The 21,554-nt window shown below is 66.4% G+C and carries 23 protein-coding genes and 1 pseudogene; 14 read left to right on the top strand and 10 right to left on the bottom strand.

Annotated elements, in window-relative coordinates:
- The first annotated feature begins 186 nt into the window (after window positions 1-186).
- The 5 genes from J7I89_RS16390 to J7I89_RS16370 all read left to right on the top strand — a co-directional run bounded on the left by J7I89_RS16390 (window position 187) and on the right by J7I89_RS16370 (window position 5,126).
- Complete coding sequence (locus tag J7I89_RS16390; RefSeq protein WP_214972517.1) at window positions 187-1,551, top strand: MFS transporter; 1,365 nt, start codon at window positions 187-189, stop codon at window positions 1,549-1,551.
- A gap of 86 nt (window positions 1,552-1,637) precedes the next feature.
- Window positions 1,638-2,069, top strand: a complete 432-nt coding sequence (locus J7I89_RS16385) for an ester cyclase (protein ID WP_214972513.1) — start codon at window positions 1,638-1,640, stop codon at window positions 2,067-2,069.
- A gap of 394 nt (window positions 2,070-2,463) precedes the next feature.
- A complete protein-coding gene (locus J7I89_RS16380) occupies window positions 2,464-3,975 on the top strand; it encodes an MFS transporter (RefSeq protein WP_214972511.1) in 1,512 nt (503 codons plus the stop codon).
- Window positions 3,976-4,176: 201 nt separating this feature from the next.
- The gene (locus J7I89_RS16375) at window positions 4,177-4,497 is read left to right on the top strand and encodes a GYD domain-containing protein (protein ID WP_214972507.1); all 321 of its coding nucleotides are present in this window, start codon (window positions 4,177-4,179) and stop codon (window positions 4,495-4,497) included.
- Window positions 4,498-4,745: 248 nt separating this feature from the next.
- Complete coding sequence (locus J7I89_RS16370) at window positions 4,746-5,126, top strand: VOC family protein (protein WP_214972504.1); 381 nt, start codon at window positions 4,746-4,748, stop codon at window positions 5,124-5,126.
- Window positions 5,127-5,302: 176 nt separating this feature from the next.
- Here the strand turns inward: J7I89_RS16370 and J7I89_RS16365 are convergent, their stop codons facing one another.
- The 5 genes from J7I89_RS16365 to J7I89_RS16345 all read right to left on the bottom strand — a co-directional run bounded on the left by J7I89_RS16365 (window position 5,303) and on the right by J7I89_RS16345 (window position 10,087).
- The gene (locus J7I89_RS16365) at window positions 5,303-5,800 is read right to left on the bottom strand and encodes a DinB family protein (protein ID WP_214972500.1); all 498 of its coding nucleotides are present in this window, start codon (window positions 5,798-5,800) and stop codon (window positions 5,303-5,305) included.
- Between the two features lie 80 nt (window positions 5,801-5,880).
- Window positions 5,881-7,026, bottom strand: a complete 1,146-nt coding sequence (locus tag J7I89_RS16360; RefSeq protein ID WP_214972497.1) for an NAD(P)/FAD-dependent oxidoreductase — start codon at window positions 7,024-7,026, stop codon at window positions 5,881-5,883.
- Window positions 7,004-7,327 (bottom strand): hypothetical protein, encoded by a 324-nt coding sequence (locus J7I89_RS16355; protein WP_214972495.1) that lies wholly within the window; start codon window positions 7,325-7,327, stop codon window positions 7,004-7,006. The genes J7I89_RS16360 and J7I89_RS16355 overlap by 23 nt, the downstream gene beginning before the upstream one ends.
- A 107-nt stretch (window positions 7,328-7,434) precedes the next feature.
- Window positions 7,435-9,135, bottom strand: a complete 1,701-nt coding sequence (locus J7I89_RS16350) for a helix-turn-helix transcriptional regulator (protein WP_214972493.1) — start codon at window positions 9,133-9,135, stop codon at window positions 7,435-7,437.
- A 157-nt stretch (window positions 9,136-9,292) separates the two neighbouring features.
- Window positions 9,293-10,087: an alpha/beta fold hydrolase gene (locus tag J7I89_RS16345; protein WP_214972491.1), complete on the bottom strand. Its 795-nt coding sequence runs from the start codon at window positions 10,085-10,087 to the stop codon at window positions 9,293-9,295.
- A gap of 305 nt (window positions 10,088-10,392) precedes the next feature.
- On the opposite strand from J7I89_RS16345, the gene J7I89_RS16340 reads away from it, so the two are divergent.
- Entirely contained in the window at window positions 10,393-10,614 is a 222-nt protein-coding gene (locus tag J7I89_RS16340; RefSeq protein ID WP_214972489.1) for a hypothetical protein, read from the top strand.
- 103 nt (window positions 10,615-10,717) lie between these two features.
- Window positions 10,718-10,873 (top strand): hypothetical protein, encoded by a 156-nt coding sequence (locus J7I89_RS16335; RefSeq protein WP_214972485.1) that lies wholly within the window; start codon window positions 10,718-10,720, stop codon window positions 10,871-10,873.
- A gap of 206 nt (window positions 10,874-11,079) precedes the next feature.
- On the opposite strand, the gene J7I89_RS25825 is transcribed toward J7I89_RS16335, so the two are convergent.
- On the bottom strand, window positions 11,080-11,838 hold the full coding sequence (locus tag J7I89_RS25825; protein WP_056635571.1) for an IclR family transcriptional regulator: 759 nt from the start codon (window positions 11,836-11,838) through the stop codon (window positions 11,080-11,082).
- 158 nt (window positions 11,839-11,996) lie between these two features.
- Here J7I89_RS25825 and J7I89_RS16325 point away from each other — a divergent pair, with 158 nt between their 5' ends.
- The 6 genes from J7I89_RS16325 to dhaL (J7I89_RS16300) are packed head-to-tail and all read left to right on the top strand — an operon-like array spanning window position 11,997 to window position 16,869.
- Window positions 11,997-12,752 carry an MIP/aquaporin family protein gene (locus J7I89_RS16325; protein WP_214972482.1) on the top strand — a complete coding sequence of 252 codons (756 nt, stop codon included), beginning with the start codon at window positions 11,997-11,999 and terminating at the stop codon, window positions 12,750-12,752.
- Window positions 12,749-13,741, top strand: a complete 993-nt coding sequence (dhaK, locus tag J7I89_RS16320; RefSeq protein WP_214972480.1) for a dihydroxyacetone kinase subunit DhaK — start codon at window positions 12,749-12,751, stop codon at window positions 13,739-13,741. The genes J7I89_RS16325 and dhaK overlap by 4 nt, the downstream gene beginning before the upstream one ends.
- Window position 13,742: 1 nt before the next feature.
- On the top strand, window positions 13,743-14,393 hold the full coding sequence (dhaL, locus tag J7I89_RS16315) for a dihydroxyacetone kinase subunit DhaL (protein ID WP_214972477.1): 651 nt from the start codon (window positions 13,743-13,745) through the stop codon (window positions 14,391-14,393).
- Window positions 14,390-15,109 (top strand): HPr family phosphocarrier protein, encoded by a 720-nt coding sequence (locus J7I89_RS16310; protein ID WP_214972474.1) that lies wholly within the window; start codon window positions 14,390-14,392, stop codon window positions 15,107-15,109. Before dhaL (J7I89_RS16315) ends, J7I89_RS16310 begins: the two co-directional genes overlap by 4 nt.
- Window positions 15,110-15,169: 60 nt before the next feature.
- Complete coding sequence (locus J7I89_RS16305) at window positions 15,170-16,177, top strand: dihydroxyacetone kinase subunit DhaK (RefSeq protein ID WP_251045421.1); 1,008 nt, start codon at window positions 15,170-15,172, stop codon at window positions 16,175-16,177.
- A gap of 26 nt (window positions 16,178-16,203) precedes the next feature.
- Window positions 16,204-16,869, top strand: a complete 666-nt coding sequence (dhaL, locus tag J7I89_RS16300; RefSeq protein ID WP_214972471.1) for a dihydroxyacetone kinase subunit DhaL — start codon at window positions 16,204-16,206, stop codon at window positions 16,867-16,869.
- A gap of 159 nt (window positions 16,870-17,028) precedes the next feature.
- On the opposite strand, the pseudogene J7I89_RS16295 reads toward dhaL (J7I89_RS16300), so the two are convergent.
- The 3 genes and pseudogenes from J7I89_RS16295 to J7I89_RS16285 form a co-directional block, all read right to left on the bottom strand.
- A pseudogene (locus tag J7I89_RS16295) lies at window positions 17,029-17,607 on the bottom strand (DEAD/DEAH box helicase); the annotation flags it as partial.
- Window positions 17,608-17,892: 285 nt separating this feature from the next.
- Entirely contained in the window at window positions 17,893-18,786 is an 894-nt protein-coding gene (locus J7I89_RS16290) for a potassium channel family protein (protein ID WP_214972468.1), read from the bottom strand.
- Window positions 18,787-18,872: 86 nt separating this feature from the next.
- Window positions 18,873-19,316, bottom strand: coding sequence for a DUF1304 domain-containing protein (locus tag J7I89_RS16285; RefSeq protein ID WP_308159939.1), 444 nt, complete (start codon window positions 19,314-19,316; stop codon window positions 18,873-18,875).
- A 75-nt stretch (window positions 19,317-19,391) separates the two neighbouring features.
- On the opposite strand from J7I89_RS16285, the gene J7I89_RS16280 reads away from it, so the two are divergent.
- Complete coding sequence (locus J7I89_RS16280) at window positions 19,392-20,330, top strand: LuxR family transcriptional regulator (protein WP_251045420.1); 939 nt, start codon at window positions 19,392-19,394, stop codon at window positions 20,328-20,330.
- A 28-nt stretch (window positions 20,331-20,358) separates the two neighbouring features.
- Here J7I89_RS16280 and J7I89_RS16275 read toward each other — a convergent pair whose 3' ends face one another.
- A complete protein-coding gene (locus J7I89_RS16275) occupies window positions 20,359-20,991 on the bottom strand; it encodes a DUF998 domain-containing protein (RefSeq protein ID WP_214972465.1) in 633 nt (210 codons plus the stop codon).
- Window positions 20,992-21,554: the final 563 nt, after the last annotated feature.

Genomic DNA, 21,554 nt, shown 5'->3' with positions numbered 1-21,554 from the left:
CTCACAGGGCGGACTGAATCCCTTAATCCAGCCAAGCGCTCTGTCATGCACCGACATGCGATTGCGTCCGTTCAGGGGAAGCGTGGAGTGAAAGACGCTGTCAGCCATGTTCTGCGCTTGCAGCCACCGAGCGCTGAAACGTCACCGAGTTCGTCCCAGAAGCGTCTCGTGGGGAAGACTGTTGCCGTGAGCAACACTTCCCGCGCCGGACTCGCGGTGGCCGGTCTGAGCCTGGGCACGTCGCTGAACCCGCTGAACTCGTCGATGATCGCCGTCGCCCTGGTGGTGCTGCGCGAGGATTTCAGGCTCGACGTCGCCACGGTCACCTGGGTGATTACCGCCTTCTACATCACCTCGGCCGCGGGCCAGCCGCTGATGGGGCGGCTGGCCGACAGGTTCGGGCCCCGCCGGCTGTTCATGCTCGGCATGGCGCTGGTGGCGATGACCTGCGCGCTGGCGCCCTTTTCGCCCAACTTCGTGTTCGTCTGCATCGCCCGCGCGCTCATGGCGCTGGGGACGGCCACGGCGTACCCGAGCGCCGTCGTCATGGTCGGTGCCCTGGCCAAGCAGGCGGGCTCGACCTCCACCCGGCCGCTGGGACGCATCCAGATGGCCAACACGTCAGGGGCGGCCGTTGGCCCGGTGGTGGGCGGGCTGCTGGTGAGCCTGGTGGGCTGGGAGGCGCTGTTCCTGATCAACGTGCCGCTGGCGCTGGCCGCCCTGTTCATCGTGCGGAAGTTCGCCCCGGCGGACCACGCGCGGGAGCAGGGCAGCATGGCCAGCCTGCTGCGCGACTCGGACATTCCCGGCATCCTGGCGTTCGTGGGCGGCATGGTGCTGCTGCTCATGGGCCTGCTGGATGCGCTGCCCGGGCTGCGATGGTGGCTGCTGGGCGGCGCCATGGTTCTGGCTGTGCTGTTTGCCTGGCGCGAGCTGAGCTTCGGCCGGCCGTTCCTCGACCTGCGGCTGCTCGGCAGGAACCGTCCGCTGCTGCTGGTGTACCTGGGTTTCGTGGTGTTCAGCGCGGTCTACTATTTCGCGTTCTTCGGGCTTCCCCAGCTTCTGCAGGAGGCCGCGGGCTACGACCCCGGCGTGGTGGGCGTGCTGATGCTGCCGCTGGCGGCCATGTCCGTGGTCATCACGCCGCTCGCCGTGCGCGCGATCGACCGGTTCGGCGTGCGGCGGGTGCTGATTGCCGGCGTCGTGCTCTTGACCGCGGCGGCAGCGGCACTCTGGCTGCTGACGGCGTCGTTCGCCGTCCTGCTGGTGCTCGCCCTCACTGCCCTGATGGGGGTGCCCTACGGATCGGTCAGCATCGCCTCCAACCAGGGCCTGTATCTTTCCGCGGCGCCGCAGGACAGGGGCGTGGCCGCCGGGATCTTCCAGACCTGCCGGTACGTCGGGGCCATCAGCGCCACCGTGATGATCGGCATCTTCTACGGCAACGGGGTGAACCAGGAGAACTGGGGCCGCATGGTGCTGGTCATGCTGGGACTGTGCGCGGTGACGTTCGTGGTGGCGCTGCTGTGGCGGGAGGGGAAGGCGGCGTAGGGGACCGGTTTGCGCGCGGGCATTGACCGCCGCGCCGGAAGGCCTACTATGGGCCGCACCAGTACATTTCAACGAGGAGATGTGTGATGTCACGCGCAGAAATAGAGCAGCTTGATGACCGCGGATTGGCGGCCTGGGACCAGCACGACACGGCGGCGTTCGCCGGACTGCTGGCAGATGAATTTACGTTTTCGGATGTGAATGCGTCCGAGCCGTTCCGCAGCCGGGAGCAGGTGCAGGCGTACATGGAAGGGTGGTTTACGGCGTTTCCGGACATGCGCGTCAAGACCACCAGCAGGGTGGTCAGCGATGACCAGGTGGCGGCGGAAGTGGAGTTCACCGGCACGAACACGGGACCGTTGCGCATGGGAAGCCAGGAGGTCCCGGCCACCGGCAAGTCGGTGACCGGCACCGGCACCTACTTCGCCTCCGTCAAGGACGGAAAGTATGTCTCCTTCCGCGCCCATCCGGACGTGGCCTCCATGATGGCGCAACTGGGGCTGATGCCGGGGGCCTGAATTGGGGCCGCGTTTGGCGGCTTGAGGGCCCCGGTCCGGGCGCTGGCCAGTCGCTGCTGAATACCCGACTGGCTGGTGCCTCGTGCCGCTGGCCTGCCCATTTCCATTGCCGTTGCACTGCTGCAGTGGGAAAATGACCGGAGTTGCACCCACAGAGCCCGAACGGCCGGCGGGACAGGACTGATCACAGGGTCCTTCAAAGACATTCCCACTGGCGGACATCTCGCGCTCTTCTCGACAGCCCGGAACATTACCGGGCACCGGGGCTCGGCCAGAACGCCGAGGCCAAAGCCAGCGACGGCGCCACTTGGGGATGACGCATGACCTCCACGGGAGGAACGACGATGCCGCAGAGCCAGTGCCGAAGGAAAGCCGACGCCGGAGCGCCGCAGCCATGACCGTACAGCCGAAAAGCCGCCGCCTTCGCGTCTCCGACGTCAACGTCGTTGACCATCCCACGCTGAGGAAAGCGCTCGGCGGGACCATCGTGGGCAACACGATGGAATGGTACGACGTCGGCGTGTTCGGTTACCTGATCACCACCATGGGTCCGGTGTTCCTGCCCGAAGCAGATAAAGCCGTGCAGAACCTGTTCCTGCTGGGAACCTTCGGAGCAACGTTTATCGCCCGCCCGCTGGGCGGCGTCTTCTTCGGCTGGCTGGGCGACAAGATAGGCCGCCAGAAGGTGCTGGCCATGACCCTGATGCTCATGGCTGCCGCGACGTTCGCCGTCGGCCTGCTTCCCGGCTACGCGGTGCTGGGCATCTGGGCAGCCGTGCTGCTGGTGGTCACGAAGCTGGTGCAGGGCTTTTCCACCGGCGGCGAGTACTCCGGAGCCACCACGTTCGTCTGTGAGCATTCGCCGGACCACCGCCGCGGCTTCTTCGCCAGCTTCCTGGACATGGGCAGCTACCTGGGCTTTGCCATTGGCGCGGCACTGGTCTCCGTCCTTCAGCTGACAATGGGCCAGGCCCAGATGGAGGAGTGGGGCTGGCGCATTCCGTTCCTGGTCGCCGGTCCGCTCGGCATCATCGCCATCTACTTCCGGCTGAAGATCGAGGAATCACCGGTCTTCCAGGCGACCCTGGAAGCGGAAGAGGAATCGGCCCGGCACCCCGAAACAGGCGAGGTGCTCGGAGCCATGGGACCGGTGGGGATCTTCAGGACCTACTGGCGCAGGATCGTGCTGGCCATGATTCTCGTGGCGGCTGCCAACACGGTGGGCTACGCCCTCACGTCCTACATGCCCACGTATCTGACGAGCAACAAGGGCTACGACGAGATCCACGGGACGCTGCTCACCATCCCCGTCCTGGTGGTCATGTCCCTGTGCATCCCGCTGACCGGGCATCTCTCGGACAGGATCGGGCGCCGCCCCGTGCTCTGGATCGGAGCCGTCAGCACCGTGGTGCTGTCGATCCCCGCGTTCCTGCTGATCTCGCTGGGAAACGTTCCGGCCACGCTCACCGGCCTCGCCCTGGTCGCATTTCCCGTCACGTTCTACGTGGCCAACCTCGCCTCGGCGCTCCCGGCGCTGTTCCCCACGGCCCACCGCTACGGGGCCATGGGTATCGCCTACAACTTCGCCGTCGCCATCTTCGGCGGCACAACGCCGTTCATCATTGCCTCCCTCATCCAGGCGACGGGCAACGACATGATGCCCGCCTACTATCTGATGGTGACCTCGGCGATCGCCGCCGTCACCATCTACTTCCTCCCGGAATCGGCCAGGCGGCACCTGCCCGGGTCAATGCCCAGCGTGGACTCGGAGGAAGCGGCCCGCGAACTGGTGGCGACGCAGGACGAGAACCCCCTGCTGGACATGGACACGCTGCCGTTCGACAGCAGCTACGAGACAGCCAGGGCGGCGCACGTGGGACATCAGGGGACGGCGGGGGAGCGCTAACGAGGGAGCGCGCCCGGACGGCGACGAACGGGTACAGCAGGCCCGCGCCCGCGGAGTTTTGCAGCAGCCGTTGTCAGTGCGCGGAAGTGGGCCTACGCTGTGCGCACGGCCCCACTCCGGGACCGCTCCAGGACACTCCTCACGGGTGTCAGGCACACCCTCGGGTGCCCGCGTCCTGGACATCACGGAACAGGAAAGATCATGACCAAGTATCTGTTTGAAGCGAATTACGTGGGCGAGGGCATCAAGGGGCTCATGCGCGAAGGCGGCACCAAGCGACGTGACGCGGTGGTGGACGCCCTCAATTCCGTAGGAGGATCGCTTGAAAGCTTCTACTACGCCTTCGGGGATACCGACGTCCTGGGCGTATTTGATATCCCGGACCAGGCCGGCGCCGCGGCCCTTTCGCTGATGATCAATTCGACGGGCAACGTGAACGTGCGTCTGAAGCCGCTCATGACGCCGGAAGACATCGACGAAGCGGCCAAAAAGACACCGACATACCGCGCCCCCGGGCAGTAGCGCGAGGGCGGCTGCTGGCAGCCCGTCAGCACTATTTCCGTAGCCGTCAATCGGTTCCATAATGGCCCCATAAGCTTCGGGGACCCTCGCGCCGATGATGGTTGGCGGGGCGTCGCAGGGTCCCAGGTGGCCGCCCCGGTAGTTGGCGGAACGGGCGGCCACGCGGCCACGGGACAAGGACGCTCCGGAACCGCTACCGGGGGAGAGCGTCGCCATCAATGAGAAAACAACGCACAAAGGAAATCATCATGCTCACGGATTCAGACGTCATGGCTGTCCTGCCCGCGAAGGACATCAAGAGGGCAAGGGACTTTTACCGGGACAAGCTGGGGCTGGAACCTGCCGAGTCCGTGGAGGACGACAACCTGGTGTACCGCGGCGGCCACGGAACGTCCTTCCTCGTATATCAGACAGAGAATGCAGGGACGGCGAAGAACACCCAGATGGGTTGGACCACGGACAACCTCGAACGCGAAATGGAGGAGCTGCGGGGCCGCGGCGTCGTCTTTGAAGACTACGACCAGCCCGGGTTGAAGACGGAGAACGGCGTTGCCACGGACGAATGGGGCAAGGCCGCCTGGTTCCTGGACAGCGAAGGGAACATTCTCAACATCACCCAGCGCGCGTAACAACTTACACCCGACCGGAGAAACGCGGCGAGCACCACAAGAAGCTGGGCGTTCATGCTGAAAGAGAACGACGCCGGCGCTCGCCGCTGCGGCCCCCTCGCCAGCCGGGACGGGCGCCAGCGGGGACGGGCGCCAGCGTCGTTAGGTTATGCGTCGTTAGGTTATGCAGCGTGTAGTCAGCCGTTGAGGATCTGCTCGCGCAGGATGTCTGCGTGCCCGCAGTGCTGGGCGAGCTCGCGCAGCATGTGAAGGTACACCCAGCGCAGCGGGAGCGGACCCCTCCGGTTGCCGTGCACCAGATCGTCGAGGCCCAGGGAGGACGCTGCGTTGCGCGATGCCTCGCACGCCTCGCGGTGTGCCCGCCGGACGCTGGCGACGGAATCGCCGTCGTCGAGGATGAACGATTCGTCAGGGGTGGCGGGGATGCCGATCTCGGCGCGGGAACGGCAGGTGATTGCTTCGTCGAACCAGACCTTCTCGACGAAGGCCGCGTGCTTCACCAGGCCCAGCAGCGTGGTCCGCGAGGTCACCAGCGAGCGGCGCGCCTGTTCCTCGGTCAGCCCGTTCAAACAGTCATTGAGCGCGCCTCGGTGCTCGTCGAGGAACGCCTCGAACTGGGCATGGAGCGGCTGGCTGAAGACGTCCGTAACGAACGTTGCGGGGAGGCTAGGCATGTGTGAAGTATCGCAAGGCCGTCAGCATGGGGCAACGACCAGGCATCGGCCGGCCAGGGACGCGAACGTGTCCACGTCCGTTATGCCGCCAGCCTGCTCTGGACTTCCGCTTCGTCCTGCGGAGCCCGGGTGGCGGCCAGCCGCTTCGCCAGGTACTTGGCGTCCCGGCACACGCCGGGGAGGGTTTCCGACGCTGCCGCGAACATCAAATCTTTCCCCAGCAGGTACAGGCCCGGCAGTGCATCCACGATCCCGCGGTGCTGCTGCTCCCGCCAGTTCGCGGGCAGCGCCGGGATGTCCAGCCATGGGTAGGCCTCGGTGAAGCCGGTGCACCAGATGACGTTTGCCACCGGAAGGCTCTGGCCGCCGTCGAGTATTACTTCGCCGTCCTGGACTCCGGCGACCCGCGGCACCAGTTGGACGCCGGCGGCGCGGAGGTCCGCGGTCTTGGTGCGGATCAGCGGCCTACCCGTGCCAGCCAACTTGGGCAGCACCTTGCGCCCCACGGGCGTGTTGGTGTTGAGCACGTGCATCCCGGCGAAGCGGACCACCGGGATGAAGAACCGGGCCGCGGTCCGGCCGTGCCGGAACGGGATCTCGGCACTCGGCTTGCCGGCCAGCCAGGTTTCATGCGTGCGGCTGGTCTCCAGGGCGATCTCCGCCCCGGAGTTGCCTACCCCCACCACCAGGACCGGGCCGGGCGCGAGCTGGGCCGGGTTCTTGTAGCTGTGGGAGTGGAGCTGTACGACGGCGGACGGCAGTTCCGCCGCAAAGCCCGGCGTCTTGGGCAGGTGGCAGGCGCCGGTGGCGAGGACGACGTTCGCCGACGTCCAGCGCTGCGCCCCGGCCGTCACATGGAACCGCTGCCCGTCGTGGCTCAGCCGGGTGACGGCCGTGTTGGGCCGGACCGGCAGGTGGAACCGGGAGGCGTAGTCCTCCAGGTAGTCCGCCTGCTCGTCCTTGGTGGGGAAGGCGAGACGGTCACCGGGGAAGGGCCGGCCGGGCAGGCCGTTGTACTTGGCGGGGGTGAACAGGCGCAGCGAGTCCCAGCGGCTCCGCCACGCGTCGCCAACGCGTGTGCCGGCGTCGAGAATGACAAGGTTCCGGTGCTGCTGCGCCAGGTAGTAGCCCAGCGCGAGGCCGGACTGTCCGGCACCGACGATGACGGTGTCGACGGCGGCAGTGCCGACGGCGCCACCGGTGTCAGTTGCTGGGGTGGTGGTCATGGTGGTGCCTCCTTGGTGATGCAGGTGCGGTTGGGTGGTTATGAACGCTCCGGAAGCGCAGGTACCAGATGAGCAGCAGCGCGGACGCCACGACGTAGAAGAAGTGCAGCAGCCAGATCGGCCCCAGCGGGAGGCTGACGACATACACGGAGTGCACTGCGTTGGCGGCGTTGCTCAGCGCGAGGTAGCCGAGGCTGTAGGAGTCAAGATCCCTGGTGCGCAGGGCCTTGAGCAGCATGGGCAGGTAGCTCACCGCGAAGAGGAGGGTGGAAACCATTCCTGCGAGCACTGAAACGTTCATGCCACTAACGCTATTTTTCGTCGCGTCGCGGCAAATCGGGCGAATCACCCATTTCCGGGGCGAAATCCGGCGGGCGGGGAATGGGTAATTTTATGCAGGGAGGGAGGTCAGACGAGTCCGTGCCGGTAGGCGTAGGCCGTGGCCGCGGCCCGGGAGGTCAGGCCCAGCTTGGTGAAGACATTGCTCAGGTGCCGGGCCACCGTTTTCTCGCTGATGAACAGCTCGGCGGCGATGTCCCGGTTGCTCAGTCCGGCGGAGACGAGCCGCACCACCTCGGTTTCGCGGGCCGTGAGCGGCCCGGCAACGGCGGCGTGGCCGACGTCGTTCCCGGAGGTTGGCAGCGGTTCTGTCCGGGCGTCCGGCGCAACGGGCGCCGGTTGCTCAGGCCCGGACAACTCAGCCCCCGATAGCTCAAGCCCCGATAGCGCCGGCGCGGCGCCCAGCTCGGAAAATACTGCCCGGGCCGCCTCGCGCTCCAGCCGGGCGGACTCCTCATCACCGAGCGCGGCGCACAGGCTCGCCAGGAGGGCGCGGCAGCAGGCCGCTTCGAACGGTGCGTCGAGGCTGAGCCAGCGGGACCACGCGCGGCGAAGCAGGACCAGGGCAGCCTGGGGGTCGCCTTCGTGGAACAGGACAGAGGCCTCGGACTGCTCGGCGAGGGCGTGCAGCATGGGCATGTCGATCGAGGCGCAGAGCGAGGCCAGCTCCTCCATGGCGGCCCGTGCTGCCCGAGCGTCGCCTGCTGCCAGTTCAATCTCCACCCGGGCGGCGAGCATCCGGCGCCGGTAGTCGGGGGCGGCGCCGTCCATGGCCTGCCGGAGCAGGGACTGGGCCTGGTCCGGCTTGCCTTGGGCCAGGCGCAGGAGCGCCAGCCCGGGGTGCGGCGGGAAACCGGTCTCCTGAGCGCGCAGGTAGGAGGCCTCGGAGGCGTCGAAGTCGCCGCGGAGCCGGTGGACTTCGCCCTGTTCGTAGAAGCCGCCGTAAGTGGCCATCCGGTCGCCGCGGAAGGCGAGGTCCTGCGCCGTTTTGGCCGCGTCGATCGCCTCCGTCCAGGCGCCGTGCAGCCGGTACAGCTCGGCCCGGTGCATCTGGCACTGGCCGCTGAAGGCCACCAGGTTCTGTTGCGCGTCGCACCACCGGTCCAGCGCCCGTGTCCACTCGTGGGCGCGGTGCAGGTCGAAGGCCAGGTGGCAGGTTTGGATCACTGCGCAGTAGATGATCCCGGCGGGGACCGGGGAGATTTCCCCGACCGTGACGGCGACCATGGCTTCGTCGAGCAGGGCCAGGCCGTCGTCGAGCTGGCCCAGCATGATCCTTGCCTGCCCGAGGCCCAGCATGCCGAGGGCTGCCGTGTCGGCGTCGCCACGTTCCCGTCCGAGGTCAGCCGCCCGGGTGAAGGCTTCCGCGGCGGCGACGCCGTCGCCTTGGTAGAGGGCGCCCAGCCCGGCAGGGACGAACAGCAGGCCCTCGACGGGGCAGGGCTCGGGCAGGTCCTCCACGATCCGGCGGGCGCGGGCGAGCCAGCCGCCGCTGCGGGCCGGTTCGCCCAGCAGGATGAGGTTCATCCCGGTCCAGGCGGCGCACCGGGCGGCGGCGGGGTAGTCGCCGTCGGCGAGGTACTTCAGGTGCGCCCGGGCCAGGATGTCCACTCCCTCGGAGGCCCGGCCGGTGAGGATGACGGAGGTGGCCAGCTGTTCCAGATCGTTGGCCGGCAGTTCGGCGTCGCGCTCGGCAGCGGTGTACTGCCCTGCGGCGTCCGTCCAGCGCCGTTCGGCGTAGGCTTCCCGGCCGTGTGCGAGTGCAGACATCGCGTCTCCCCGTTCCCGGTGGCGGGTCTGAGCCTGGGGCGCTGCCGGGGCCGGCACTCTCGGAACCCGTGGTGGGCGGCGCGGCCCGTCATCTGTTTTTCAGGCTACCGCCGGGGTTAAGGGGCGGCAAGGTGCCGCGAGCCCCCCGTCAAGGGTGTCAGGCACACGACCTGAGGAACGCCGCCGCGTCCTCGGCGACCCGCTCCGGGCACTCCCACAGGACCACATGCGCCACGTCGGGGTACACCTTCAGCACCGCGCCGGGGAGCCGGGCCGCGAGGGTTTCCTGGTCGCTGCGTGGCAGAAGGTTGTCCTGGGCGCCCCACAGGATCAGGGTGGGGGCACGGATGGTTCCCGATTCCGTGGGCGGCGCAGCCTCGCACAGGCCATTGAGGATGCCTTTCCATGCGCGGGCGGGCATTCGGAGGCCGTCGCGCACGCGGTCCTGGAGGAACCACGGCGGAACTTCGTGCAGCAGGGGAAACCAGGACAGGGAATCCCGGACCCAGCCCTCGTCGAGTGGGTCGGTCAGGCCGTCCACTTCGTCGGCGAAGGCGGGCCGGCCTTGGAGACTCAGGGGAGAGCCGACCAGCACCAGCGCCGCAACCCGCTCGGGGTGCATCGCGGCCAGCTGCTGGGCGACGTAGCCCCCGCTGGAGGAGCCGACGACGAATGCCGTCGGCACGTTGAGGGCGTCCAGGATCGCCGCGGCGTCATCGGCCTGTTCCGACAGGGAATAGCCGTCCTCCGGTTTGTCCGCCTCGCCCTGCCCGCGGAGGTCGGGGGCGTAGACCCTGAAGCCGCTCAGCAGGGGGATCAGGCGGTCAAAGCTTCCGCGGGATTCGCCCCACGCATGCACCAGCAATACCGGCTTCGCGCCAACGTCGCCCCGGACGAGGCACGGCACCGTGATGCCGGTGCGGAGCCTGAGATCCCGGACTTCGGATTGCATAGCCTCAGGGTACGCCGCGTCAGGACCGCCAGGCGGTGATACGCTGCCAACGCGGTATTCTTCCTTGGTTTGATCGCCGTTGTTCTTGCCATCATCGCTCTGGTTATCACACTTCGGGGACGCTCAGTTGGACGCCAATGCCGAAGTGCTGGCTGCCAATCAGTTTAATGACGCGCCAACGGGTCAATACGTTCTCGTGCAGTTGAGCGTTACTTACGTCGGAGCCAAAGAGGGCAACCCTTGGATGGGCGATTCGTTAGGCCAAAGGCTGGGCAGCAAGGTCCACCCATGAATCCCGCCACCCGATGCCTCTGGCCTCCGCCCAGCTCCGCGACGCGATGAACTCAGCAAATCCGGCACGGGCAGCACTCACAGCGATCGTGGCCTTCCACGGACTGAGATCCGGTCAACTACGCAAGCTGCAACTGACCGACATCCACGACGGACGCCTGCATCTGGACCAGCGCACCATCCCGCTGGCCCAACCGGTCCGGGACCGGCTTTCCCATCTGGCTGGCCTACCGTGAACAGTGCTGGCCGTCGACGAGGAACCCCCACATCTTCATAAGCAGGCGCACCGCCCTGGACAGCGCCCCTGTCGGCGTCCAGTGGATCACCACCTCTATGGGGATGACCGCCCAGGAAGCCCGCGAGGACCGGATCCTGCACGAACTGCATGCCACCAGCGGCGACCTCCGCCGAATCTGCGACATGTTCGGCCTGAGCATCACCGGAGCGAGCCGCTACTCCGCCGTCCTGGCCCACACAGGCCTCCAAAACGCCTAACGCCACCCACCCAAATATGCTGGCGCGCCCAACCGCTTCACGATCTCCCGAGGTCAAAACATGTGGTGAGCGAAGTAGTCTCCACGGAATGTCCGAAGTCGCCTGCACGACTTCCACTGCCTATCGCCGATCTCGGGAAGTCCTGGGCAGCGGTCGTCGCAGTGAGACATCCTGGCAACGCGTCCCAACACGGGTTGGCGCAAGGTCTAGCGGGCACCTTGGGAGGACCAGACGGAAGCTCCGAGTTCCCGTGAAATTGTCCAAGCGGCGTCGCGGAGTTCGCGGACAGTGGCCTCGCTTGCCGGCCACTCACTCGCGGAGAGCACTACCGACAACACGGCGATGACGGTCCCGCTTTCATCGTAGACGGGGGTCGCGATTGAAGCCTCGCCAATCACCGCTTCCTCGTACTCCAACCCGAGCGCGTTCTTGCGCACTTCCTCAAGCTGGGATCGGAGGACGGCAGGGTTGGTAATCGTTTCGCCGGTGAATTCGGCCAGCGGCTTGCTAAGCACGTCATTTTCGAGCTCAGGGTTGTACGCGAGCAGTACTTTTCCGAGAGCAGAGGCGTGGGCGGGCAGGTTGAGTCCTGTTTCCGGCATTTGCTCTGTGCCGTCGGGGCGGCGGTCGTGATGAATGATCAAAACCTCGCCCAGAAGGTTCACACCCAGTCGCGTCGCGTAACCGGTCCGTCGAGACAACTCGTGCATCCACCGCATCGCGCGAGCCCGGACGTCAAGCGTGTCCAGGTAGACGCTCGAAAGTTTCAGCAGCGCGGGCCCGAGCATGTAGCGGTTTCCGGAGCTTTCCTGGGCGACCAGCCCGTGTGCCTGCAGTGACTTCACGAGTCCATGGACGGTGGAAGGCGGAAGCTCCAACGCGGCGGCCAGTTCGGAGATTCCAAGGCGCCTGGCGCCCTGGAGGAGCCCGAGGATCTTTGCCGCGCGGTCAATCGACTGGATCACGGACCCACTCTCCCATCGTCGATTGGCTTCTCATTCCTCCGAGTCAATTTAGCCCCTTGACAGTCGGGAGCGCTAATTCGATAATAACGAATACGAGTCGACAATGTCGAATCGGACCCATCGTCTAATCACCCACCGTTCAAAGGAGAACTTTCGTTATGGACGAAAACCGCACGTGGCAGCGGCTAGCCGCCGAATTCCTGGGGACCGCGTTCCTCGTCTTCGTGGGCGTAGGATCCGTCCCCGCCCTCGCTATGGCGCGAGGCAATGAGCCGTTTACCGGTTCCGAGCTGGGCTTCATCTCGCTGTCGTTTGGCGCAGTCGTCATTGGCACCGTCTACGTTTTTGGCTACATCTCCGGAAACCACATCAATCCCGCAGTAACCGTGGCGCTTGCAGCAACAGGGAAGTTCCCGTGGCGCGACGTCCCGGGATACCTCGGAGCCCAGGTACTGGGTGCTGTTGCAGGTTCCTTCGCGATCATCGCAGTGCTCGGTCAGCACGCCAGCGAGCTGGGCCTCGGAGTGGCCGCCTATGGTGACATCCCCGTCTGGCAGGCATTCACCGCAGAATTCATCGGCACTTTCCTGCTGGTCTTCACAGTGTTCGGCGTGATCCACCGCAAGGCCGCACCGGGCTTTGCCGGGATCGTCATCGGGTTCATCGTGTTCGCCGCAATCATCCCCGTCGCACCGGTCACCGGGGCATCCATCAACCCCGCCAGGACCACCGGGCCGATGCTCGTACAGACCCTGATGGGCGGAACCGTGGCCTGGGAACAATGGCCCGTTTACGTGATCGCCGAAATTGCCGCGGGCGTCGCCGCCGGACTGTTGTTCGGTCTCATCTCACGCACCCAGGCTGACTGCACCTCCCTCACCGAGGCGCTGACCGAGCAGGAAACCCGGGCATGAACAAGCTGATCAACTCCCCGCAGACCCTGCTGGCAGACGCCCTGCGAGGCTTCGCCGCAGCCCACGGACAACTGTCAGTGGACTTCGAGAACCGCATCGTTTTCAGTGCCGCACCACGGGAGGGCCGCGTCACGCTGGTCTCCGGAGGCGGCTCGGGCCATGAACCGCTGCACAGCGGGTTCGTCGGCGCTGGAATGCTGGACGCCGCGTGCGCAGGTGAGATCTTTACGTCACCGACGCCAGACCAGATTCTGGCCGCCGCTATCCGGGTGGACACCGGGGCGGGCGTGCTCTTCGTCGTCAAGAATTACACCGGCGACCTGCTCAATTTTGAAATGGCCGCCGAACTCGCCCGGGAACAGGGAATCGAGGTCGCCTCGGTCATCGTCGCCGACGACGTCGCAGTGGAGGACTCCACCTGGACAGCGGGCCGGCGCGGTGTCGGCACCACGCTGATTCTGGAAAAGGCTGCCGGCGCCGCAGCGGCCCGCGGCTGGTCCCTTGAGAAGGTTCATATGCTCGCCGAACGGATCGCCGACGCGGGACGTTCCATGGGGGCAGCGCTCACCAGCTGCACCGTTCCTGCCGTAGGCAAGCCCAGCTTCGATCTCCCCGAAGGCGAAATGGAACTCGGCGTCGGTATCCACGGCGAACCAGGACGCAAGCGCGTGCCGGTGATGTCGGCCGCGGAACTGTCCCACGTGTTGGCCGAGTCGATCACCACCGACTATGACTTCAGCGGCAAACCGGTTATCGCCCTGCTGACCGGCCTGGGAGGAACCCCGCTGATCGAGCTCTACGCAATGTTCGCCGAGGTCTCCGACCGCCTCAAGGAACGCAACATCAAGGTGGCCCGATCCTTGGTCGGAAACTATGTCACAAGCCTCGACATGGCGGGTTGTTCCCTGACTCTGGTCGGCGCAGACGACGAAATTCTCGATTTATGGGACGCGCCGGTGAACACCCCGGCCCTCCGCTGGAAGGATTGACATGCCGGAAACACTCACGATCGATGCGATCCAGCAGTGGCTGAACCGCTTCGCGTCGGAGATCACGACACAGGCAGACTGGTTGACCGAGCTGGACTCGGCAATCGGCGACGCCGACCACGGGACCAACATGGTCCGCGGCACAGCCGCGGTGGTCGCCAAGCTCGATGACGGGTCGACAAGCACCGTACAGGAACTGCTCAAGGCCGTCGGCATGACCCTGGTGTCCACCGTCGGTGGGGCCAGCGGGTCCCTGTACGGCACCTTCTTCCTTGAAATGGGCCGAAACAGCCCTTCGAGCGTTCAATTGGACGCATCGGAACTGGAGAACGCACTGCGTGCCGGCGTGAACGGCGTCATCGCCCGCGGTCACGCGGCAGTTGGCGACAAGACCATGATTGATGCCCTCGAACCGGCCGTCACGGTCCTGTCCCGGTCCCTGGCTGACGGCCGGCAACTGCATGGCTCAATTGCGGCCGCCGCCGCCGCGGCGACGACCGGCCGGGACTCGACCGAACCGCTCGTCGCACGCAAAGGCCGGGCATCCTACCTTGGTGACCGCAGCGCCGGACACATCGATCCAGGAGCCGCGTCAGCGACCATCCTGGTTGCTGCGCTGGCCGCAAGCGTCGGTGAAGGAATCGCACGATGATCGGCATCGTACTTGTCTCACATAGTGAAGCGCTGGCAAACGCGGCGATGGACCTGGCACTGCAAATGGTTCACGGCACGCAACCTCCCATCCGGATCGCCGCCGGCGCCGCCGGTGGATTCGGAACCGACGCAACAGCAATCGCGTCCGCAATCGATGACCTCGCCACAACGGACGGCGTGCTCGTCATCACCGACCTGGGATCAGCGATCCTCAGCGCATCCCTGGCGTTGGAGATCCGCGCCAGCACCCACCAGGTCGTGATCAGCGACGGCCCCTTCGTCGAAGCAACGACGGCGGCCGTGGTCGGCGCCGCCGCAGGCAGTTCGCTGGCCGACATCACCGCTGAAGCGAGCAACGCCCTCAGCGCCAAGAAGACGCAGACCCTCACAGCCCCGCACGCTTCAGTTGGGAACGACACCGCCCCGGGGAGCCCAGCCGCCAGCGCGGAGGAACGCCTGATCAATCCGATGGGCCTCCACGCCCGCCCGGCATCGCTGCTAGTGCAGACCGCCGGGGAGTTCAGTGCCGACGTCGAACTGACCAACACCACCGCAGGGCGCGGGCCGGTCAACGCATCCAGCGTGATCGGTCTGCTGTCCCTCGCCGCAAGCAGGAACGACCGGATCCGCATCGATGCCAACGGCCCCGACGCCTCCCAGGCCGTGAACGCCGTAAAGCAACTCGTCCTTCAAGGCTTCGGCGAACTTTCCTAGCCCTCCCCGTCCCCTTTTCGTCTCTCATTCCACTGCCCTAACAAGAACCGGAGTACTTCCATGCCTACAGCCGTGCGCCGACACATCATCAACAACCCCCACCGCGTCATCGACGAAGCCCTGGACGGATTCGCCCTGACCTATCCGGAGCTGGTGACGTTCAATAACGACCACAACCTCATCTCCCGCAGAATCCTGACACCCGGCAAGGTTGGCCTTGTCTCAGGCGGAGGCTCCGGCCACGAACCGCTGCACGCCGGATTCGTCGGCAGCGGAATGCTCGACGTCGCCGTCTGCGGCGCAGTGTTTGCCAGCCCCACCGCAGACCAGGTGCACGCAGGCACCAAACTCGCCAACACCGGCGCAGGCGTCGTGCAGATCGTGAAGAACTACACCGGCGACGTCCTCAACTTCCAGATCGCCGCGTCACTGGCCGACGACGACGGCGTCCCTGTCGAGCAGGTACTCGTTGACGACGACCTCGCCTCCGACAACGGCAACGACGGTCCCGGACGCCGCGGCACCGCCGCCGTCGTCACCGTCGAAAAGGTATGCGGCGCCCTCGCCGAGCGGGGCGCCGACGTATCCATCATTGCCGCCCGCGGCCGCGACGTCGTCGCCCGTTCCCGCAGCCTGGCGATCGCCCTGGACGCAGCCGCACATCCCGGAGAGTCCGCTGCGGCATTTGAGCTCGAACCCCACCAGGTCGAATTCGGGGTGGGCATCCACGGCGAACGCGGCACCGGCCGCATCGCCTGCGCACCCGCCGATGACCTGGTCGAACAGCTCGTCACGCCATTGGTCTCCAACCTGGAGGTCAAGCGCGGCCAGTCGGTAATCGCCATCGTGAACGGCCTCGGCGGCGCCTACCCGCTCGAGCTTTCCATCGCAGCCCGCCACGTGCACAACCTTCTGAACGGTCGTGGCATCAGCGTCGCGCGCTCCCTCGCCGGCACGTACGTCTCTTCCCTGAACATGCACGGCCTCTCCGTGACCCTGACCGTCGCCGACGACGAACTGATCAGCCTGTGGGACGACACCGTTCGCACACCAGCCCTCACTTGGTAACAACACAACAAACCGAAGGAAACACCATGACCAACCTCATCAACGGCACCGCTGCACTGACGTGGATCACCTCGTTCAGTGAACGATTCGACTCGACTCAGGCCTACCTGACAGAGCTGGACCGGCTCGCCGGTGATGGCGACTTCGGCGTCAACATCGCCTCCGCCCTGGAACGCACACGAGCAGGTCTGCCGACCGCCACGGAAGCGACGTTCACCACCGTGTTCCAAGCCGCAAGCCGTGGCTTCATGGCCACCGGAGGCACCAGCGGACCGCTGTTCGGGATGTGGTTCCGCGACATCGCCAAAGGTTCCAAGAATGACGCAGCAGCCGTCACTGACATCGCCCAAGGCATCGCGGCGGGGCTGTCGACCATCCAGAAACTCGGCGGTGCCCGGGTCGGTGACAACACGATGATCGACGCGCTCCAACCGGCATCCGTAGCTCTCACCGCGGCCGCCGAGCGCGGCAGCACGCTGGGCGGCGCGCTCCTGGAAGCAGCCCTGGCTGCCCGGGCCGGCGCTGAGTCCACCGCAGATCTCATCGCCGCCCGCGGCAGGGCCACCTACGTGGGCGAACTCGCGCGGGGGGTGCTCGATCCCGGCGCGCTGACCATCGCTTTGTTCTTTGAGGCCGGCGCGGACACTGTCGGCGCAGGCAAGGCCTGGCAACCGCTGGGCGCCTCGGCTTAGTGGGGTTGACGACGTTGATCCTGCCGGCCGGGTTCGCATCCTTGCCGAACAACGGGTCGTCGTCGGTGTACTCCCGGTCGCTGATGGTGAACTCGTCCACCGGATGCGCACCTCCATTTACCGCATTTTCTGGCCTTGGGTTCGCGCCGGAAGACGCTTCAGGCGCTGCTGGATTTCGTCGCGGACCGGGGGAGAGGCAGTGGCGGTGAGGCCGACTACGGGCGTGTTGCCCAGTTGCCCGCGGACCTCGCCCAGACGCAGATAGCCGGGCCGGAAGTCGTGGCCCCAGGAGGAGACGCAGTGTGCCTCGTCCACCACGAACAGCGAGACGTCCAGGGCCGCGAGCCGTTCCAGGGTTTCGGTCCGGGCCAGCTGCTCGGGGGCCAGGAAGACGAAGACGGCGTCGCCGCGCTCGGCGGCTTCCCAGGCGTCGTGCACCTCGGAGTCGCTCCGGCCCGAGTTGATGGCGACGGCGGCGTCCCCGGCGAGGTCCTCCAGCAGTCCGTCCAGCTGGTCCTCCTGCAGGGCGATCAGCGGGGAAACGACGACGGCGGGGCCGCGCCTTGCCCTGCCCGGGCCGTCTGGGCTCTGGGCTGCTTTGACCTGGTGCTGGTTTCCGTGCAGGTACAGCGCGGCCACCTGGTAGATGGCTGACTTGCCGTAGCCGGTGGGCATCACGGCGAGGACGTCCCGGCCGGCGACGAGAGCGCGCATCCCGGCGAACTGGCCGGCGCGCAGTTGCGGGAGCCCTAGGGTGCCGGCCGCGAGCTGGCGGAGGCCGGCGCCGGGGTCGTCGGGGACTGTTTCGCCGGCGGTTGGGTCAGTGGGGAATGCGGGGGTAGGCGCCTCGCCGCTCCTTTGTTCCGTTCCTGACACATGCCGTGGATACGTCCTCTTCTGGAAGGTATCCACGGCAGACAGCTTTAGGGACCAAGGTTCCCCGTCCGTTAACGCAGCCCGGGGCCCGTGCCGGGCTATGCCACACGGCGGCCCCGCCGCCGGTACCAAGGTTCCGAATCCACGCTAGTTTGGGTCCGGTTCCACCGGCCGCCGGTGCCGGTGGTGCAGTTCGTAGCTGTCGAACACATCGGCGGACGTGGTTCCTGAATGGCCGAATTTGCCGCGAAGGACGTCCGCGAGTCCGTCCAGCGCCGCTCGGAGCATCCGGCCGGCGAACTGGAGTTCAGGGCTTTCGCTGCGCTGGGCCTGGGATGCCAGCTCCTGGGCGTAGGCGACCGTGGCCGGCAAGGAGCCGCGCCGCTCGACTTCACGGAAGTAATAGGTTTCATGGAACGCCAGCAGGTCTATGCTCACCGAAGCAACATTCGCGGCCATTGACTCCAGCAGCCCGGCAGCATGCCTGGGATCCAGCGACAAGACACCCGCCGGACCTGCCGCCTCCCGGAACAGGTTCAGCTGGTGGGCAAGGGCCCGGCGGCGGTTCAGGGCAGGGTAGGTCTGCAGGATCCAGGTGACCGTTGCTGTCAGCAACCCGAAACCGGTGACGGCCTGGAAGGCCACCACCAGCCTGAGCAGCGGATGCGCTGCTACGATATCGCCGAACCCCACGGTGGAAAGAGTGACTAGGGAGATGTAGAGGGCTTCGGCGAAGTCGGCCCGCAACGGAACCCCGGCCCCGTAGACAAAGCCCTCCGTCAGATGGGGCAGGTACAGCAGGGCCCATCCGGTGGCCGCCAGGCCTGCCCAGGCGCCGATGACAGCGGCCATCGCCAAGGGGCCAGCGATGAAGGAGCCCCGGCCCCGCATCTTTCTCGACACCAGCCAGAATCCGCGGATGATCGTCCGGCCTACTGGGCCGGAACCGTGCGGATAAAGGAGCGTACGAAACACGTCGACGAGCATCAGCAGAACCAGGCCGGCCCCCAAGACCGTCCAGAGCGTGTCCTCGAAGTCCATGCCTCATCTTAGGCGGCACCGTTTGGAAGCCGCGATGGACATCGCGGGACAGGGCGACGGCGCCAGGTTGCTCAGAACCGGGTTGCTCAGAACGGCAGCGCGACCAGCGCAACAAGGGGAGGGACGGTCGCGCCGAGGGTGCCGGGGATGCTGTCGCCCTTCCTGGGGTAGTGGCCCAGCCAGTCCGCCAGCCCCATGGTGGCGCCGCTGAGCACCATATTGGCGCAGCAGCAGACCACCAGGGTGTAGCCCACCACCACGTAGCCCATGTTCACCGCGGCCACGCCGGCGATATTCCCCAGACCGATCAGTAGGTTGCGGAAGCCGGTGGGGATGGCCCACATCATCACGGCGGGCACGTTCTGGGCAGGTGTGCTGAGGAATTTCTGCGCTGCAGGGTGCCGCAGGAAGAAGCTTTCCAGCGGGAACACCACGATGTAGATCAGTGCGGCAAGCACCGCGAAGAGCTGCGATACGGCGTACATGGAGAAAAAGTACGACGGCGGCGGGCTGCCCTGCGATCCCCTCATCGGGGGTTCCTGGAGACCCACTCAATCCCCGGTTTGGGGGATTGCGGTCCCGCCGTCCGGCCGGATACTGGAGGTATGTGGGAGGAGCGCGCTGAGCGTGCCCGGCGCGAGATGGCGGACCTCGCCGCGGGCGGCCTGGACCTGGCTGAGCTCTACACTGCGGCGCTGGCCGTGGTGCGGCAGGCGGTTCCGTTCGATCAGGGCTGCTGGGCAGGGGTCGACCCGGACACGCTGGGGATGACGTCCGTGACCAACTGGCGGCCGTGGCCGGTGACGGACGAGTACGCCGCCCGCTTCGCCGAGTCCGAATACACCGGTGCCGAACCCAACACGTTCAAGGAGCTGCTGCGGCGGCCGCGGCCCGTGGCCAGGATTTCTGATGCCCCGCACCGGGAGGTGGTCCGCAGCGTCCGAATCAACGACCTGCTGGCTCCCCTGGGTTTGCATCATGAGCTGCGCGGGGCGTTCCGAGTCGACGAGGCGTGCTGGGGTGTGGGCAGTATCTTCCGGGAAGGCGGGCAGGATTTCTCGGACCGTGAGGTGGAATTCCTGGACGCCGTCACCGCCACTCTGGCAGCTGCCACACGCGTGGCCGTACGGGTGAAGCGCGGGCAACGCACCGCTGCGGGTGGCCCGGTGATCGTGATCGCCGGAATCCACGGCGAAATGCGGGCGGCCACCCCTGCCGCGGTCCTGTGGTTGGCCGAGGTGGAGGATACGACGCCGGGCGGTTTCACCATGAGGCTGCACTCAGTGGTGGCGCAGGCCCACGCCTCCCTCTCAGGCACTGCCCGGGCCAGAATGCGCGACGCCGGTGGCAACTGGGTGGTGCTGCAGGCCAGCCGCCTCATTACCGGCGACGACCCCGAGCAGATGGTGGTCACCGTGGAGCCTGGCCGAGCTGCTGGTTTGATGATTCCAGCACGCGCCTGGATCATCCTCTGCGCGTCAGTCGGGCCGCACATCAGTTACTTCGTCCTCTGCAGGGAGTGCCGTGTCGACGGAATTCCCTGACGAGATCTGCCGCTTGACCTGCTCAAGCTCATCTTTGAGCAACCCAGAGCAGGAACGCGCCGATACTGATTCTTTCGCCGATGCCCAGCACGAGGCTCGGGCCCGGGGCTGCCATGAACGCCACCATGCCCATGACCGCAGATACGACGAGCGAGGCGATCGAATACGCGCGCATCCGCCCGCGAAACCCTGCAGCCACGAAGCACATTGCAGCGACCATGAGTGCGAGCTGGATGTTGGTGGCGAGGATATGCATGGGAACGGAAGCCTCGTCGCCCAGCGTCAGGGGGTAGAGGGTGCCCATGATGTTCCACAGTCCGTAGGCGGTAAGCAGGGCGGCACCTATGCGCAGGGCGCGGTTGCCGTGCACGGAGTTCCAGACACCCATCCCGTACGCGGTGAACAGCAGTGTGTAGAGCCACGTGAAGGGGAGGAGGACGTCCCGGCCGGGTGAGCCGACGGCGAACAGTTCGCTCACCATCTGTTCCACGCGGCGGTACCCGTCCCACCTGGATGCAGCCAAGATGTCGGTGGCAATCACGTAGAGCAGCGAAGACACCGGCCCTGCAGCCAGACGGGCCTTGCGGATGGCGTCACGGCGGCGTCCTCCCTGCGTCGCGGCCCACCCGCGCAGCGGGGGCCGGCGCTTGTCGATTGACATGTCCGGATGTCCTCAGAGCCGCGGTCTGGCAAAGGCTTGGTGCCGGGGCCCGCGGCGTTCGCCCCAGCGCCTACCTGATTAAGCTTTGGCCCCGTTTGGCTGGTGTCGATAGGGCCGAACGGCCTTGACCGGCGGGGGGTCCTGTCGAGACGAGCCAAGTCGGGTTGCGGCGGACTGACGGCAGCCGACATGAAGTCCACGCTGCTGCCGCTGAACAGGATCCTTGTTGCCGGGAAGCTCCACCGCTCAGCGCCCATGATCCAGGACTTCTGTAGAAAGTCCGACGGCGGCTCGCCGGTGACTACCGCCGTCGCCGCTGGCGTCGTGGGGCTGCTCTTCATCGGCAACAGGGCCGGGCGTTTCGCCAGGTCCGCCACTCCGACGTCACCGGCAACCGATGATTTGGGACAAGCCTGCTTCCAACTGACGCAGCTTGGTGCAGGTGCAGAGTCATACCCGGCTTGTCTCGTCACGCACGGACTTGCGCCCGATGGTCGCGTTACTTCTTGGCTTGAAGATTCGTTCAAAGGGGGTCCCCGCAAACAATGAACCGCACCTCCGAA

The organism is Arthrobacter sp. ISL-5, from assembly GCF_018613835.1.
GTDB lineage: Bacteria > Actinomycetota > Actinomycetes > Actinomycetales > Micrococcaceae > Arthrobacter.
This window is presented reverse-complemented; position numbering and strand designations above follow the sequence as displayed.

What these genes read in the sequence shown, in the direction of transcription:
- J7I89_RS16325 (WP_214972482.1), top strand. Translation starts at nt 11,997, where the DNA reads ATGGACGAAAACCGCACGTGGCAGCGGCTAGCCGCCGAATTCCTGGGG.
- dhaL (WP_214972477.1), top strand. Translation starts at nt 13,743, where the DNA reads ATGCCGGAAACACTCACGATCGATGCGATCCAGCAGTGGCTGAACCGC.
- J7I89_RS16360 (WP_214972497.1), bottom strand. Translation starts at nt 7,026, where the DNA reads ATGACCACCACCCCAGCAACTGACACCGGTGGCGCCGTCGGCACTGCC.
- J7I89_RS16345 (WP_214972491.1), bottom strand. Translation starts at nt 10,087, where the DNA reads ATGCAATCCGAAGTCCGGGATCTCAGGCTCCGCACCGGCATCACGGTG.
- J7I89_RS16275 (WP_214972465.1), bottom strand. Translation starts at nt 20,991, where the DNA reads ATGTCAATCGACAAGCGCCGGCCCCCGCTGCGCGGGTGGGCCGCGACG.
- J7I89_RS16340 (WP_214972489.1), top strand. Translation starts at nt 10,393, where the DNA reads ATGCCTCTGGCCTCCGCCCAGCTCCGCGACGCGATGAACTCAGCAAAT.
- J7I89_RS16370 (WP_214972504.1), top strand. Translation starts at nt 4,746, where the DNA reads ATGCTCACGGATTCAGACGTCATGGCTGTCCTGCCCGCGAAGGACATC.
- J7I89_RS16365 (WP_214972500.1), bottom strand. Translation starts at nt 5,800, where the DNA reads ATGCCTAGCCTCCCCGCAACGTTCGTTACGGACGTCTTCAGCCAGCCG.
- dhaL (WP_214972471.1), top strand. Translation starts at nt 16,204, where the DNA reads ATGACCAACCTCATCAACGGCACCGCTGCACTGACGTGGATCACCTCG.
- J7I89_RS16305 (WP_251045421.1), top strand. Translation starts at nt 15,170, where the DNA reads ATGCCTACAGCCGTGCGCCGACACATCATCAACAACCCCCACCGCGTC.
- J7I89_RS16355 (WP_214972495.1), bottom strand. Translation starts at nt 7,327, where the DNA reads ATGAACGTTTCAGTGCTCGCAGGAATGGTTTCCACCCTCCTCTTCGCG.
- J7I89_RS16380 (WP_214972511.1), top strand. Translation starts at nt 2,464, where the DNA reads ATGACCGTACAGCCGAAAAGCCGCCGCCTTCGCGTCTCCGACGTCAAC.
- J7I89_RS16385 (WP_214972513.1), top strand. Translation starts at nt 1,638, where the DNA reads ATGTCACGCGCAGAAATAGAGCAGCTTGATGACCGCGGATTGGCGGCC.
- J7I89_RS16290 (WP_214972468.1), bottom strand. Translation starts at nt 18,786, where the DNA reads ATGGACTTCGAGGACACGCTCTGGACGGTCTTGGGGGCCGGCCTGGTT.
- dhaK (WP_214972480.1), top strand. Translation starts at nt 12,749, where the DNA reads ATGAACAAGCTGATCAACTCCCCGCAGACCCTGCTGGCAGACGCCCTG.
- J7I89_RS16310 (WP_214972474.1), top strand. Translation starts at nt 14,390, where the DNA reads ATGATCGGCATCGTACTTGTCTCACATAGTGAAGCGCTGGCAAACGCG.
- J7I89_RS16375 (WP_214972507.1), top strand. Translation starts at nt 4,177, where the DNA reads ATGACCAAGTATCTGTTTGAAGCGAATTACGTGGGCGAGGGCATCAAG.
- J7I89_RS16285 (WP_308159939.1), bottom strand. Translation starts at nt 19,316, where the DNA reads ATGAGGGGATCGCAGGGCAGCCCGCCGCCGTCGTACTTTTTCTCCATG.
- J7I89_RS16280 (WP_251045420.1), top strand. Translation starts at nt 19,392, where the DNA reads ATGTGGGAGGAGCGCGCTGAGCGTGCCCGGCGCGAGATGGCGGACCTC.
- J7I89_RS16350 (WP_214972493.1), bottom strand. Translation starts at nt 9,135, where the DNA reads ATGTCTGCACTCGCACACGGCCGGGAAGCCTACGCCGAACGGCGCTGG.
- J7I89_RS16335 (WP_214972485.1), top strand. Translation starts at nt 10,718, where the DNA reads ATGACCGCCCAGGAAGCCCGCGAGGACCGGATCCTGCACGAACTGCAT.